The organism is Blastococcus sp. KM273128 (genome assembly GCF_021698975.1).
Classification (GTDB): domain Bacteria; phylum Actinomycetota; class Actinomycetes; order Mycobacteriales; family Geodermatophilaceae; genus Blastococcus.
The window spans coordinates 1-13,873 of sequence record NZ_SSXA01000002.1 but is presented as its reverse complement, the minus strand read 5'-3'; the positions used below and the strand labels follow the sequence as shown (position 1 = coordinate 13,873).

Below are 13,873 nucleotides of genomic sequence, written 5' to 3'. Positions count from 1 at the left end.
AGGTGTCCCCGTCTCGCCGTCAGTACTTCAGCAGGTTGGCGTCGTCGATCGAGGCGGACCTGCGGGTCCGGTAGATCGACATGATGATCGCGAGGCCGACGACCACCTCGGCGGCGGCGACGACCATGACGAAGAGCGCGATGATCTGCCCGTCGACGGTGCCGGTGGACCGCGCGAAGGTGATGAGCGTGAGGTTGACGGCGTTGAGCATCAGCTCGACGCACATGAACACCACGATCGCGTTGCGCCGCACCAGGACGCCGACGGCGCCGATGGTGAACAGGATCGCCGCGAACACCAGGTAGTAGGAGAGGCTCACCGGTGCTCACCGCCCTCGCGGCCGCCCGGGGTGTCGCTGACCGTGGGGTCCAGCGCGCCCAGCGCGGCGTCCGGGGAGCCGAGCTGGTGCCGGCCGGCGCCCCGGGGCGCGGGTTCCACCCGCTGCGGCTCGATGCCGGTGGCGAGGCTGTCCTCCGCGATCCCGCCGTCGGGCAGCATCCCCGGCGCGGCCACCGAGGTCGCGCGGGCGTAGACGCCGGGGCCGGGGAGGGTCTGCGGCCGGTCGGTGAGGAAGCGCGCCCGCGACAGCTCCTTCTGGCCGCTGCGGCTGCCGGGCGCCCGCTCGACCTGGGTGAACACCAGCGCACCGACGGCGGCGACGATCAGCAGCGCCCCGGTGACCTCGAAGGCCAGCAGGTAGCGGGTGTAGAGCAGGGCCGCGATCGCCTCGACGTTGCCCGCGTCCGGCCCGCCCGGCCCGGCCTGCACCCCCGCCAGCCCGACCACGGGCAGGTCCTGGGTGGCGCGGGCGATGCCGGCGCCGACGAGCGCGGCGAACCCGATGCCCAGCAGCGTCGCCGCCACGCGCTGCCCGCGGAGCGTCTCGACCACCGAGTCCGAGGAGTCCCGGCCCACCAGCATGAGCACGAAGAGGAACAGGATCATGATCGCGCCGGTGTAGACGATGATCTGCACGGCACCGAGGAAGGGCGCGGACTGGACGACGTAGAAGACGCCCAGCGAGAGCATGGTCAGCACCAGCCAGAGGGCGGAGTGCACGGCGTTGCGGCTGAGCACCATGCCCAGGGCCCCGGCCAGGGCCAGCGGGCCGAGGATCCAGAAGACGACCGCCTCGCCGGTGCCGATGACGACCGCGGCGTCCGGCGTCACGACCGGACCTCCGGTTCGCGCAGGTAGTAGTCCTTCTCGTCGTCGCCGAGCCGCATGGCGTGCGGGGGCGCCTCCATGCCGGGCAGGAGCGGGGCCATGAGCTGCTCCTTGGTGTAGATCAGGTCGCGCCGGTTGTCGTCGGCCAGCTCGAAGTCGTTGCTCATGGTCAGCGAGCGGGTCGGGCAGGCCTCGATGCAGAGCCCGCAGAAGATGCAGCGCAGGTAGTTGATCTGGTAGACCGCGCCGTACCGCTCGCCGGGCGAGTAGCGGGCGTCCTCGGTGTTGTCGCCGCCCTCCACGTAGATCGCGTCGGCGGGGCAGGCCCAGGCGCACAACTCGCAGCCGACGCACTTCTCCAGCCCGTCGGGGTGCCGGTTGAGCACGTGCCGCCCGTGGTAGCGCGGCTTGGTCACCTTCGGCTCGAACGGGTACTGCTCGGTGGTCACCGTCCGGAACATCTGCGCGAAGGTGACGCCGAAGCCCTGGGCGGGCGCCGGCACCAGCTTGTCGCGCAGCCCGGGCCGGGCGACGTGGCGTCCGGACGTCGCACCGGCGGGGCGCTCGACCTCGCCGCGCCCCCGACGGGCGGGGGCCCGGTCGTCGCTGCGGCTGTCACTCATCGCCGTCCTCCTGGGAAGTGGTCGGGGTCGTGCGGCGCCCGGTGCCGACGACCGCGCCGTCGGTGGCGACCGGCTCGCGGCGCAGCCGCGGGGAGGGCGGCACCACGAGGTCCATCGGCGGGACGGGGAAGCCGCCCTCGGACCGGCTGGGGGTGCCGGCCGGGCGCCGCCCCCCGCCGGCCGGCGGCAGGACGTCGGGCTCGGGGTCGGCGGCGTGCACGCCCCCCGCCGCGGCGTCCTCGGCCATGAGCCGGGTGTCCCGGTTGGCCGAGCGGGCGCCCACCGCGAGGCCCAGCAGCACCAGGACCGCGACGGGGACGCCGACGAACAGCGCCACCTGGCCGGTGGAGAGATCGGCCTCGCGGGAGAGGGTCCGCATCGTGGCGACGACGAGGATCCACACCAGCGCGACCGGGACCAGCACCTTCCAGCCGAAGCGCATGAACTGGTCGTAGCGCAGCCGGGGCAGCGTGCCGCGCAGCCAGATGAAGACGAACAGCGCGGCGACGACCTTGAGGAAGAACCAGAGCAGCGGCCACCACCCGCTGTTCGCGCCGTCCCAGATCGAGATCGGCCAGGGCGCCCGCCAGCCCCCGAGGAAGAGCGTGGCGGCCAGCGCGGAGACGGTGACCATGTTGATGTACTCGGCGAGGAAGAAGAGCGCGAACTTCAGCGACGAGTACTCGGTGTGGAAGCCGCCGACGAGCTCGCTCTCGGCCTCCGGGAGGTCGAAGGGCGCGCGGTTGGTCTCGCCGACGACGGCGATCGCGTAGATGACGAAGGAGACCGGCAGCAGCACCGCGAACCAGCTGGGGCCGGTGAACTCGAGGCCGAACAGGGAGACCTCGTTGCCGTCGGCCTGGGCGGCCACGATCTCCGACGTCGACATCGAGCCGGCGTAGAGGAAGACCGCGACGATGGAGAGCCCCATCGCGATCTCGTAGCTGATCATCTGGGCCGCGCTGCGCATGCTGCCCAGCAGCGGGTAGGTCGAGCCGGAGGCCCAGCCGCCGAGCACGATGCCGTAGATGCCCATGGCCGACATGGCCAGGATGACCAGCACGCCGATCGGGGCGTCGGTCAGCTGCAGCGGCGTCTGCTCGCCGAAGATGCTGACCACGGGGCCCAGCGGGATGACCGAGAAGGCGACGAACGCCGGGATGGTCGCGATGACCGGGGCCAGGAAGTAGACCGGCTTGTCCGCGAGCGCCGGCATGATGTCTTCCTTGAACGCCAGCTTCAGCCCGTCGGCGAGGCTCTGCAGGGAGCCGCGCGGCCCGACGCGGTTGGGGCCGATCCGCTGCTGCATGCGGGCGACGACCTTGCGCTCGAGGACGATGGCGAACAGCGTCATCAGCACCAGGACGGCGAAGACGCCGACCACCTTGATCAGCACGATCCACCAGACGTCCTGGCCGAAGTCGGCCAGCGTCGGCTGCTCGGGCGAGGCCCAGGGCGTCATCGCGCGTCCCCCAGCGGGTGGGTCGTGGCGCCGGCCGGCACCGGGGCGGCCGACAGCCGGACGACGCCGCCGGGCCCGGTGCCCAGCGCCGTCCGCACCTCGCTGCCGGGTGAGCGCATGGGCAGCCACACCACCTGGTCGGGCATCTCGGTGACCGCCACCGGGAGGCTGATCGAGCCGGTCGCCCCGCTCACGGTGAGCCGGTCGCCGTCGGCGAGGCCCAGGCGGGCGGCGGTGCCGGCGCCCACGCGGGCCACGGGGGGCCGGGCGGTGCCGGCGAGCTCCGGCTCGTCGCGCTGCAGCGTGCCGACGTCGAGCAGCTGGCGCCACGAGGCGAGCACCGCCTCGTCCTCCCGCAGCGCGGGCGCGTCCGGTGCGTCGACGTCGGGGAGCACGTCGGCGGCGGCCGTGCGGCGCGCGCCCAGGGAGGCGAGCGCGGCCCGCGCGACCTCGGGCGCGGGGAGCCGCAGCTCGACGCCCATGGCCTCGGCGAGGCCGTGCAGCACCCGGCCGTCGGCCAGCTGCCCGGTGCCGTGCAGCGTGGCGTCGAAGGACCGCCACCGGCCCTCCCAGTCCAGGTAGCTCCCGGCCTTCTCCGGCGCCGCCGCCACCGGCAGGACGACGTCGGCGCGCTCGGTGACCTCCGTCGGGAACATCTCCAGGCTCACCACGAACGCCGCCGCGTCCAGCGCCGCCAGCGCCGATGCGGGGTCGGGCAGGTCCGCGGGGTCGACGCCGCCGACGAGCAGGCCGGGCAGCCGGCCGGCGCGGGCGGCGGAGAGGATGCCGGTGAGGTCGCGGCCGGGCGCGGCGGGCACCGCGGCGGGGTCCACGCCCCACACCGCCGCGACCTCGGCGCGGGCCGCGGGGTCCTCGACGGTGCGGCCGCCGGGCAGCAGCGTGGGCAGGGCTCCGGCCTCCACCGCGCCCCGCTCCCCGGCCCGGCGGGGCACCCAGGCAACGCGGGCACCGGTCGCCCGGGCCAGCGCCAGCAGCGCGGTGAGCGCGCCGGGGGCCTCGGCGAGGCGCTCGCCCGCGAGCAGCACGGCTCCCGGCTGCCGGAGCGCCTCGACGGCGGGGCCGCCCCAGCTGCCCTCGGCGAGCGCGTGCAGCGAACGGGCCTCGGCGCCCGGCAGGGTGGTGAGCACCGTGGCCTGCAGCTTCGCGGACGCGCGGGTGGCGAAGGGCGCCAGGTCGAACACGGCGAGGCTGCCGGTGCGCACCGCCCGCCGCAGGCGGAGGAACAGGATCGGCGACTCCTCCTCCGGCTCCAGGCCGGCGAGCAGCACCGCCGGGGCGGAGCCCACGTCCTCGTAGGTCACCGCACCGGTCGCCGGCCCGGTGCCGGCCACGACCGCGCCCAGGAAGGCCAGCTCCTCCGGCGAGTGGGCGCGGGCGCGGGCGTCGACGTCGTTGGTGCCCAGGGCCACCCGGGCGAAGGTGGCCCAGGCGTAGGCGTCCTCGACGGTGAGCCGGCCGCCGGGCAGCACGCCGACGCCGCCCTCGGCGCGGGCCCGGCGCAGGCCGTCGGCCGCCGCCGCCCAGGCCTCGGGCCAGGAGGCGGGCTCCAGCCGGCCGTCCCGCCGGACCAGCGGCGTGGTCAGCCGCTCGTTGGCGGTGGCGTAGCGGAAGGCGTAGCGGCCCTTGTCGCAGGTCCACTCCTCGTTGACCGCCGGGTCCTCGCCGGCCAGCCGCCGGGTGACCTTGCCGCGCCGGTAGTCGCTGCGCATGGCGCAGCCCGACGCGCAGTGCTCGCAGACGCTGGGCTCGCTGCGCAGGTCGAACGGGCGGGCGCGGAACCGGTACTGCGCGCTGGTGAGCGCCCCGACCGGGCAGATCTGGGTGGTGTTGCCGGAGAAGTAGGAGGAGAACGGCTCGTCCTCGTAGATCGCCACCTGCTCCAGCGCGCCCCGCTCGAACAGCTCGATGAACGGGTCGCCGGCGATCTGCTGGGAGAACCGGGTGCACCGCGCGCAGAGGACGCAGCGCTCGCGGTCGAGCAGGATCTCGCTGCTGATCGGCAGCGGCTTGGGGTAGGTGCGCTTCTGGTCGACGAACCGGCTCTCGGCGCGGCCGTTGCTCATCGCCTGGTTCTGCAGCGGGCACTCGCCGCCCTTGTCGCAGACCGGGCAGTCCAGCGGGTGGTTGACCAGCAGCAGCTCCATCGTGCCCTGCTGCGCCTTGTCGGCGACCGGGCTGGAGAGCTGGGTCTTCACGACCATGCCGTCGGTGACGGGCATCGTGCAGGAGGCGGCGGGCTTGCGCTGCCCCTCCACCTCGACGAGGCACTGCCGGCAGGCGCCGACGGGCTCGAGCAGCGGGTGGTCGCAGAACCGCGGGATCTGGATCCCGACCATCTCGGCGGCGCGGATGATCAGCGTCCCCTTGGGGACGGCGACGTCGAACCCGTCGATCGTGCAGTGCACCGCGTCCGGCGGGGTGTGCGGGCCCGGTGCGCCCGGCGGGACGGCCGGCGCGGGCTGGGGGCTGGTGGGGGTGAGTGACATCAGGCGGCTCCGGCCTTCACGGGCTCGATCGGCAGGCGGGTCCGGCCGAGCCGGGCCTGCTCCTCGGGGGGCAGCAGCGCGACGTAGTCGTCCCTGAAGTACTTCAGCGAGCTGGTGATGCAGCTCGTGGCGCCGTCACCGAGGGCGCAGAACGACCGGCCGAGGATGTTGTCGCAGGTGTCGAGCAGGATCTCGAGGTCCTCCGCGCGGCCGCGGCCGTGCGCGATCCGCTCCAGGACCTGCACCAGCCAGTAGGTGCCCTCGCGGCACGGCGTGCACTTGCCGCAGCTCTCGTGCGCGTAGAACTCGGTGAAGCGCAGGGTGGCCTCGACGATCGAGTCGGTCTCGTCGAACACCATGAGGGCGGTGGTGCCGAGCATGGAGCCCGCGGCCGCCACCGAGTCGAAGTCCAGGGGCACGTCGAGGTGCTCGGCGGTGAAGTAGGGCGTCGAGGAGCCGCCGGGCGTCCAGAACTTCAGCTCGTGCCCCGGGCGGACGCCGCCGGCCATCTCCAGCAGCTCGCGCATCGTCGTCCCCATGGGGGCCTCGTACTGGCCCGGCCGCACCACGCGGCCCGACAGCGAGTAGATCTTCGGCCCCGGTGACTTCTCCGGCCCGAACGCCTTGAACCACTCGGCGCCGCCGCGGACGACGAAAGGCACGCTGGCCAGCGTCTCGACGTTGTTGATCACCGTCGGGGCGCCGTAGAGCCCGGCGACGGCGGGGAACGGCGGCTTGAGCCGTGGCTGGCCGCGGTAGCCCTCCAGCGAGTCCAGCAGCGCCGTCTCCTCGCCGCAGATGTACGCGCCGGCGCCCGCGTGCACGACCAGCTCCAGGTCGTAGCCCGAGCCGAGGATGTCGGTGCCGAGGTAGCCGGCCGCGTAGGCCTCGCCGACGGCGTTGAGCAGCCGCCGGTGGGCGTGCACCGCCTCGCCGCGGACGTAGATGACGGCGAACGTCGACCGGATGGCGTAGGCCGAGATGATCACGCCCTCGATGAGGGAGTGCGGGTCGGCCATCATCAGCGGGAGGTCCTTGCAGGTACCGGGCTCCCCCTCGTCGGCGTTCACCACGAGGTACTTGGGCATCGCCGCCGGCCCGGTCGGCTCTTCCCCGGGCTTGGGCTGCGGAATGAAGCTCCACTTCATGCCGGTCGGGAAGCCGGCGCCGCCGCGGCCGCGCAGCCCGGACTCCTTGACCATGCCGACCAGCTCGTCGGGCGCCATCGACAGCGCCGTGCGCAGCGCCGAGTAGCCGTCGAGCCGCTCGTAGGTCGACAGCCGCCACGAGTTCTCGGCTCCCCAGCGGGAGGTGAGGACGGGGGTGAGGGGCATCGGTCAGCGCCTCCGCTTCGGTGCTCGGCCCTGGATGGTGCGGGAGGGCCCGTCGGAGCCCTCACCGGCCGGCGGCGGGACGTCGGGGCCCTGGTCGCCGGTGCCGGGCTTCGCGCCCGCCGGCGTCTCGGTCCCGGTGCTGCCGTCGGGGAGCCGGCGGCCGGCGGGCTCGGGGGCGTCGGGGTGGGAGCCGGCGGCGCCGGCCTCCTCCGCCGGGGTGTCCGCGGCGGCGACGCGCGCGTCCGCGGCCTCCTGCCCGGGGGTCTCGCCGGTGGTGCCGGACGGTCGGACGGTCTCGCGCGGCTCCCCCGCGTCCGCCGGCTCGGGCTCCGGCCCCCGCATCGGGGGCGCGGACTCGCCCCGCTCGGCGGCCAGCCGCAGCCCGCGCAGGGTCGGCCCGTACTCGCCCGGCGCGTCGACGGCGGCGGCCGCGGCGGCGTCGTCGGCGTGCTGGGAGAACCCGGCGAGCTGGCGGGAGATCCCGCGGAAGTCGGTGAGCGGGGCGCCGCGGGTGGGCAGCGGCTTCTCGCCCCGGCGCAGCGCGGCGACCAGGGCGCGGGCGCTCTCGACGTCCTGCTGGTCGTAGAACTCGTAGTCGACGGTGACCACCGGCGCGTAGTCGCAGGCGGCGAGGCACTCGGCGTGCTCGAGGGTGATCGAGCCGTCGGCGGCGGTCTCGTCGTGGTGCACGCCGAGGTCGGCCGAGAGCGCGTCCATGATCCGCTGCCCGCCCAGGACGGCGCACAGCGTGTTGGTGCAGACGCTGACGAGGTGCCGGCCGGTCGGGCGGCGCTTGTACATCGTGTAGAAGGTCGCGACCGCGCCGACCTCGGCCTTGGTCAGCCGCAGCTCCTCGGCGCACAGCGCGACGCCCTCGGGGGTCACGTAGCCCTGGTAGCTCTGCACCAGGTGCAGCATCGGCAGCAGCGCCGACCGGGCCACCGGGTAGCGGGCGATGATGTCCCGCGCCTCGAGGCGGGCGCGTTCGGGCAGCGGCGGCACCTCGGCGAGGGAGCCGGCGTCGACCGGGCTGGAGTCCAGGCCGGTGACCGCCGTCCCCTCGGGGCTGCCTGGCAGAGCGCTCATCTGTCCACTCCCCCCATCACGGGGTCGATCGAGGCGATCGCGGCGATGACGTCGGCGATCATGCCGCCCTCGCTCATCGCCGCCGTGGCCTGCAGGTTCACGAAGCTGGGGTCGCGCACGTGGACGCGCCACGGGCGGGTGCTCCCGTCGCTGACGACGTGGTAGCCGAGCTCGCCGCGCGGGGACTCGACCGGCACGTACACCTGGCCGGCCGGCACCCGGAAGCCCTCGGTGACCAGCTTGAAGTGGTGGATCAGGGCCTCCATCGACTGGCCCATGATGTGCGCCACGTGCTGGTGGGAGTTGCCCATGCCGTCGGGACCGAGGGAGAGCTGCGCCGGCCAGGCGATCTTCTTGTCCTCCACCATCACCGGCCCCGGCTCCAGCCGGTCGAGCGCCTGCTCGATGATCCGCAGCGACTCGTTCACCTCGGACATGCGCACGAGGTAGCGGCCCCAGGCGTCGCAGGTGTCGGCGGTCGGCACCTCGAAGTCGTAGGTCTGGTAGCCCAGGTACGGCTCGACCTTGCGCAGGTCCCAGGGCAGCCCGGCGGCGCGCAGGATCGGTCCCGTCACGCCGAGCGCGACGCAGCCGGTCACGTCGAGGTAGCCGACGTCCTTGAGCCGGCGCTGCCAGATCGGCTGGCCGGTCAGCAGCCGGTGGAAGTCCGCGACCCGCTTGGGGAAGAACTCCAGGAACTCGCGGATGTGCTCGACCGCGCCCTCGGGCAGGTCCTGCGCCAGCCCGCCGGGGCGGATGTAGGCGTGGTTCATCCGCAGGCCGGTGATCTCCTCGAGCAGGTCGAGGACGAGTTCCCGCTCGCGGAAGCCGTTCGTCATGCCGGTCAGGGCGCCCATCTCCATGCCGAAGGTGGCCAGGGCGACCAGGTGCGAGGCGATGCGGTTGAGCTCCATGACCAGCACGCGGATGGTCTGGGCGCGGGGCGGGGCCTCGATGCCGAGCAGCTTCTCCACCGCCAGGCAGTAGCCGGCCTCGTTGAACAGCGGTGCGAGGTAGTCCATGCGGGTCACGAAGGTCGTGCCCTGCACCCAGTTGCGGTACTCGGTGTTCTTCTCGATGCCGGTGTGCAGGTAGCCGATGACGACCCGCGCCTTGGTGACGGTCTCGCCCTCGAGGTCGAGGACGAGCCGGAGCACGCCGTGCGTGGACGGGTGCTGAGGGCCCATGTTGACGACGAGGCGCTCCTCGCCGTGCGGATCGGCCCCGAGGGTGACGTCCCAGTCCCCGCCGGTGACGGTGTAGACGCGGCCCTCGGTGGTCTCCCGCGAACCCGCGTACGGGTCGGCGGGGTCGTAGGTCGTGCTCATCGGTAGGCCCTCCGGGTGTCCGGCGGCGGGATCGTCGCGTCGTGGTACTCCACCGGGACCCCGCCCAGCGGGTAGTCCTTGCGCTGCGGGAAGCCGTCCCAGTCGTCGGGCATGAGGATCCGGGTCAGCGCCGGGTGGCCGTCGAAGACGACGCCGAACATGTCGTAGGTCTCCCGCTCGTGCCAGTCCGCCGTCGGGTAGACGGCGGTGACCGACGGGACGTGCGGGTCCTCCGCGCTCACGGCCACCTCCAGCCGGATGCGGCGGCGGTAGGTCATCGACGTCAGGTGGTAGACGACGTGCAGCCGGGGCCGGCCCGGCGCGACCGCGGGGCCGCCGCTGTCGAGGTAGTCGACGCCGGAGACGCTGCTGCACAGCTCGAACCGCAGCGCCTCGTCGTCGCGCAGCGCCCGCACCAGGGTGAGCAGGTGCTCGCGCGCCACGAAGTAGGTGATCTCGCCGCGGTCGACCAGGACGCGCTGCACCGCGGCCGCGTAGGTGCCCTCGCCGACGGCGTCGACCAGCGCGTCGGTGACCTCGTCGAACCAGCCGCCGTAGGGGCGGTCGGTCGAGTGCAGCGCGACCGCGCCGCCGGGCTCCACGCGGACGAGCCCGCCGAAGCCGGACGTGTCCCCGCTGCCGGAGACGCCGAACGCGCCCTTCCGGAAACCGCCCGCGGGCGCCGTGGCGTCGTCGTACCCGGCCTCCTCGCGGCCCGGGACGACCGCCCCGCCGTCGTTGCTCACCGGCTCCCCCTCTCCCCGGGGAGCAGCACCGCGTTGCCGCCGCGCTGCTCGATGGCGAACTGCCCGGTCCGGCCCTGGGCGGCCGCCTCCTCGTAGGCGCGGCGCTGCTGCTTGTCCGCGCGCACGGTCGAGGGCATCTCGACGAGCAGGTCGCGCGCGGTGCCCTCCTGGCGCGCCCGCTCCAGCTCCCGGGCCCGCTTGGGGCCCAGCGGCTCGTGCTGGATCTTGTGGTGCAGCTTGAGGATGGCGTCCATGAGCATCTCCGGCCGCGGCGGGCAGCCGGGCAGGTACATGTCCACCGGGACGACGTGGTCGACGCCCTGGACGATCGCGTAGTTGTTGAACATCCCGCCGGAGCTCGCGCACACGCCCATCGAGAGCACCCAGCGCGGCTCGGGCATCTGGTCGTAGATCTGCCGCAGGACCGGGGCCATCTTCTGGCTGACCCGCCCGGCGACGATCATCAGGTCGGCCTGCCGCGGCGAGGCCCGGAAGACCTCCATGCCGAAGCGCGCCAGGTCGTAGCGGCCGGCCCCCGAGGCCATCATCTCGATCGCGCAGCAGGCCAGGCCGAACGTCGCCGGCCACAGCGACGACTTGCGGGTCCAGTTGACCAGCTTCTCGACGCTGGTCAGCAGGACGCCGCTGGGGATCTTCTCCTCGAGACCCATGGTCAGACTCCCCTCAGTCCCACTCGAGCCCGCCGCGCCGCCACTCGTAGGCGAAGGCGATGAAGACGGTGCCGATGAACGCGACCATCGCGACCAGACCCCACACGCCGAGCGCGTCGTTGGCGACGGCCCACGGGTAGAGGAAGACGATCTCGATGTCGAAGACGATGAACAACATCGCCGTCAGGTAGTACTTCACCGGGAACCGCCCCCCGGTGAGCGGCTGGTCGACCGGCTCGATGCCGCACTCGTAGGCGGCGAGCTTGGCGCGGTTGTGGCGCCGCGGCCCCACGAACGGGGCGACGGCCACCGAGAACAGCGCGAACGCGGCGGCGAGCACGAAGAGCCCGACGATCGGGGCGTAGGTCGAGAGCATCAGCGGCACCCTAGGGTGATGGTGGTCACGTACGGGTCACGGTCCGGCCACAGAGCGTCTGTGTCGGGGCGGGACGTCACGGCAGCCACTCAGGTCGCCGGGGTGAGTCGGAGGAGCACGGCGAGCGCGCGGTCGACCAGGTCGCCGTCGCGGCCGTCGGACAGGTTGCCCATCACCCGCAGCATCGCGTCGGTGACGGCCGGCCGGCGCAGGCCGCGCGCCATCGCCACCCGCACCACGGCCGGCCGGGCCAGCAGCGCGAGGAAGCCCAAGCCCAGCCGGTGGTGGCGGCCCAGCTCCGCCCGCAGCCGGTCGGGGTAGCGCCGCAGGACCGCCTCCCGCGTCGCGCCCTGCGGCCGGGCGAGCGCGGCGACGGCGGTCTCGGCGGCCATCCGGCCGCTCTCGATCGCGGCGCTGATCCCCTCGCCGTTGCAGGGGTTGACCGTGCCGGCGGCGTCCCCGGCGAGCAGCAGCCCGCGGGTGTAGGCCGGGCCACGGCTCAGCGCCATGGGCAGCCCCGCGCCGCGGAGCGGGCCGACGGCGTCCTGCTCGCCCAGCCCCTCCTCGGCGGGGAAGAGGTCCAGCCAGCGGCGGAGGACCGACCGGCGGTCCGCCCCGGTGCCGCGCCGGGTGTCGAGCAGCCCGTAGCCGACGTTCGCCGTCCCGTCGCCCATGCCGAAGATCCAGCCGTAGCCGGGCATGGTCTCGCGGGAGGGGCCTGCCGGGGTCAGGTCGAAGGCGATGTCGAGGTACTCGTCGTCGCTGCGCCGGCTGCGCACGTACCCCCGCAGGGCCACCCCGAGCGGGCGGTCGGTGCGGCGCAGCAGGCCGAGCCGCTTGGCCAGCCGGCCGGAGAGCCCCTCCGCGGAGACGACCAGCGGCGCCCGCCAGGTGACCGGCTCCCGGTCCGCGGCCTCGCCCCGGACGCCGGTCACCCGCCCCGCGTCGTCCAGCAGCGGTTCGGTGACGGTGGTGCCCGTGACCAGCCGGGCGCCGGCGGACCGGGCGTGCCCGGCCAGGAGCGCGTCGAGCTCGCGGCGGGTGCGCACCAGGCCGTGGTCGGGCCAGGAGTCCAGCCGTGGCCAGTCCACCTCGGCGACGCGCCCGCCGCCGTGCACCCGGAGACCGCGGCGGCGCACCCAGCCGGGCCCGTCGGTGGCGACGCCCATGTCGTGCAGCGCCTGCACGCCGCGCGGGGTCAGCCCGTCGCCGCAGACCTTCTCCCGAGGGAAGTCGGCCTTCTCCAGCAGCGCGACGTCGAGCCCGGACGACGCCAGGTGCCAGGCGGCGCTGGACCCGGCCGGGCCGGCGCCGACGACCACGACGTCGGCGGCGTGCGCCGCTGCCGTCCGCGCCATCTCGCCCCTCCGGTCCGTCGCCGAGCTCCTGCACCGCTTGTGAAAAGCTTCACAAAGTGGTCGGACCCGAGTCTAGGCCGTGCTGTGATCTAGCCGACAGTCCCCCCTCGGTGCAGGGCGTCGAGCACCTCCTCGTCGGAGGTCTCCGAGAAGTCCTCGTAGGCCTGCCCGACCGCCCGGAAGCCCCGCGGCGCGAAGGGGCACTCCAGGTCGTCGACGACGCCGGCGAGCTCGGCGAGGGCCGTCCGCGGCGCCACCGGGACGGCGACGGTGAGCCGCGCCGGCCCGCTCGCCCGCACGGCGGTGACCGCGACCCGCATGCTGGCGCCCGTGGCGAGGCCGTCGTCGACGAGCACGACGTGGCGGCCGGCGACGACGGGGGCCGGGCGGCGGCCGCGGTAGGCCCCGGTCCGGCGGCGGAGCTCGGCGAGCTCGCGCTCCCGCACCGCCGCCACCGCGTCCGGGGCCGGGTCGACGCGCTCGCGCACCGAGGTCACCCAGACGGTCTCCACGCGGTCGCCGACCGCGGCCAGCGCCCCCATCGCCAGCTCCGGGTGCCCGGGTGCGCCCAGCTTGCGGACGACGAGGACGTCCAGCTCCGCGCCGAGGGCGAGCGCCACCTCGGCGGCGACGAGGGCACCGCCGCGGGGCAGCCCGAGCACCAGGGCGCCGGCGTCCGCCCGGCCGGTCAGGGCGGTCGCCAGCTCGCGGCCGGCTGCCCGCCGGTCGGCGTACCGGGCCCCTGGCATGCCGGCTCCCTCAGACCGGCTGCGGCCCGGACGGCGGCGGCGCCGCCGGGTCGGCCGGATCGGGGACGGGCGTGGGCGCCGGCCCGGGCGGCGGCACCGGGTCCACCGGCCCGGGCGGCGGCACCGGGTCCACCGGCCCGGGCCCGGAGCCGGCGGCTGCGGAAGGGGCGGGCTCGTCATGGGACGACGCTAGGCGACCGATCGCGGCGGCCCCACCCCTTCGCGCAGGCAGCCGTCACCTCCTGCGCGCGCCCCAGCCCTTGCAGGCAGCCGTTCCCGCACCCGCGAGGGGTCGGGTGGCGCAGGCAACCGTCAGAAGGGCGGTGGTTCGACGACCGCCGGCGGTGGGCGGGGTGGTGCGGGGAGCGCCGGTTGGGCCTCCAGATCGCGGAGGCCGGGTGGCCGGGTGCTGCGGGTGACGCCGCTGGGTGTGGTGACCTGCAAGGTGCCGTCGGGGAGCAGCTCG

The 13,873-nt window shown here is 74.6% G+C and carries 12 protein-coding genes and 1 pseudogene; all 13 read right to left on the bottom strand.

Features of this window, described 5'->3' with window-relative positions; translation table 11 throughout:
• Positions 1-19: 19 nt before the first annotated feature.
• The 13 genes and pseudogenes from nuoK to E9529_RS00815 all read right to left on the bottom strand — a co-directional run bounded on the left by nuoK (position 20) and on the right by E9529_RS00815 (position 13,407).
• Positions 20-319, bottom strand: a complete 300-nt coding sequence (gene nuoK, locus E9529_RS00875) for an NADH-quinone oxidoreductase subunit NuoK (RefSeq protein WP_236829244.1) — start codon at positions 317-319, stop codon at positions 20-22.
• Positions 316-1,170: an NADH-quinone oxidoreductase subunit J gene (locus tag E9529_RS00870; protein ID WP_236829243.1), complete on the bottom strand. Its 855-nt coding sequence runs from the start codon at positions 1,168-1,170 to the stop codon at positions 316-318. Before E9529_RS00870 ends, nuoK begins: the two co-directional genes overlap by 4 nt.
• Positions 1,167-1,790: an NADH-quinone oxidoreductase subunit NuoI gene (gene nuoI, locus E9529_RS00865; protein WP_255707785.1), complete on the bottom strand. Its 624-nt coding sequence runs from the start codon at positions 1,788-1,790 to the stop codon at positions 1,167-1,169. Before nuoI ends, E9529_RS00870 begins: the two co-directional genes overlap by 4 nt.
• The gene (gene nuoH, locus E9529_RS00860) at positions 1,783-3,252 is read right to left on the bottom strand and encodes an NADH-quinone oxidoreductase subunit NuoH (protein WP_236829242.1); all 1,470 of its coding nucleotides are present in this window, start codon (positions 3,250-3,252) and stop codon (positions 1,783-1,785) included. Before nuoH ends, nuoI begins: the two co-directional genes overlap by 8 nt.
• The gene (locus E9529_RS00855) at positions 3,249-5,759 is read right to left on the bottom strand and encodes an NADH-quinone oxidoreductase subunit G (RefSeq protein ID WP_236829241.1); all 2,511 of its coding nucleotides are present in this window, start codon (positions 5,757-5,759) and stop codon (positions 3,249-3,251) included. The genes nuoH and E9529_RS00855 overlap by 4 nt, the downstream gene beginning before the upstream one ends.
• Complete coding sequence (gene nuoF / locus E9529_RS00850; protein ID WP_236829240.1) at positions 5,759-7,093, bottom strand: NADH-quinone oxidoreductase subunit NuoF; 1,335 nt, start codon at positions 7,091-7,093, stop codon at positions 5,759-5,761. The genes E9529_RS00855 and nuoF overlap by 1 nt, the downstream gene beginning before the upstream one ends.
• A 3-nt stretch (positions 7,094-7,096) precedes the next feature.
• Positions 7,097-8,179, bottom strand: coding sequence for an NADH-quinone oxidoreductase subunit NuoE (nuoE, locus tag E9529_RS00845; RefSeq protein WP_236829239.1), 1,083 nt, complete (start codon positions 8,177-8,179; stop codon positions 7,097-7,099).
• The gene (locus E9529_RS00840) at positions 8,176-9,507 is read right to left on the bottom strand and encodes an NADH-quinone oxidoreductase subunit D (RefSeq protein WP_236829238.1); all 1,332 of its coding nucleotides are present in this window, start codon (positions 9,505-9,507) and stop codon (positions 8,176-8,178) included. The genes nuoE and E9529_RS00840 overlap by 4 nt, the downstream gene beginning before the upstream one ends.
• A complete protein-coding gene (locus tag E9529_RS00835) occupies positions 9,504-10,253 on the bottom strand; it encodes an NADH-quinone oxidoreductase subunit C (RefSeq protein WP_236829237.1) in 750 nt (249 codons plus the stop codon). The genes E9529_RS00840 and E9529_RS00835 overlap by 4 nt, the downstream gene beginning before the upstream one ends.
• 119 nt (positions 10,254-10,372) lie before the next feature.
• A pseudogene (locus E9529_RS00830) lies at positions 10,373-10,924 on the bottom strand (NADH-quinone oxidoreductase subunit B family protein); the annotation flags it as partial.
• 13 nt (positions 10,925-10,937) lie between these two features.
• Positions 10,938-11,300 (bottom strand): NADH-quinone oxidoreductase subunit A, encoded by a 363-nt coding sequence (locus E9529_RS00825; protein WP_236829236.1) that lies wholly within the window; start codon positions 11,298-11,300, stop codon positions 10,938-10,940.
• Between the two features lie 89 nt (positions 11,301-11,389).
• Positions 11,390-12,658 carry a geranylgeranyl reductase family protein gene (locus E9529_RS00820; protein WP_236829235.1) on the bottom strand — a complete coding sequence of 423 codons (1,269 nt, stop codon included), beginning with the start codon at positions 12,656-12,658 and terminating at the stop codon, positions 11,390-11,392.
• Positions 12,659-12,747: 89 nt separating this feature from the next.
• Positions 12,748-13,407, bottom strand: coding sequence for a phosphoribosyltransferase (locus E9529_RS00815; protein WP_236829234.1), 660 nt, complete (start codon positions 13,405-13,407; stop codon positions 12,748-12,750).
• Positions 13,408-13,873 lie beyond the last annotated feature (466 nt).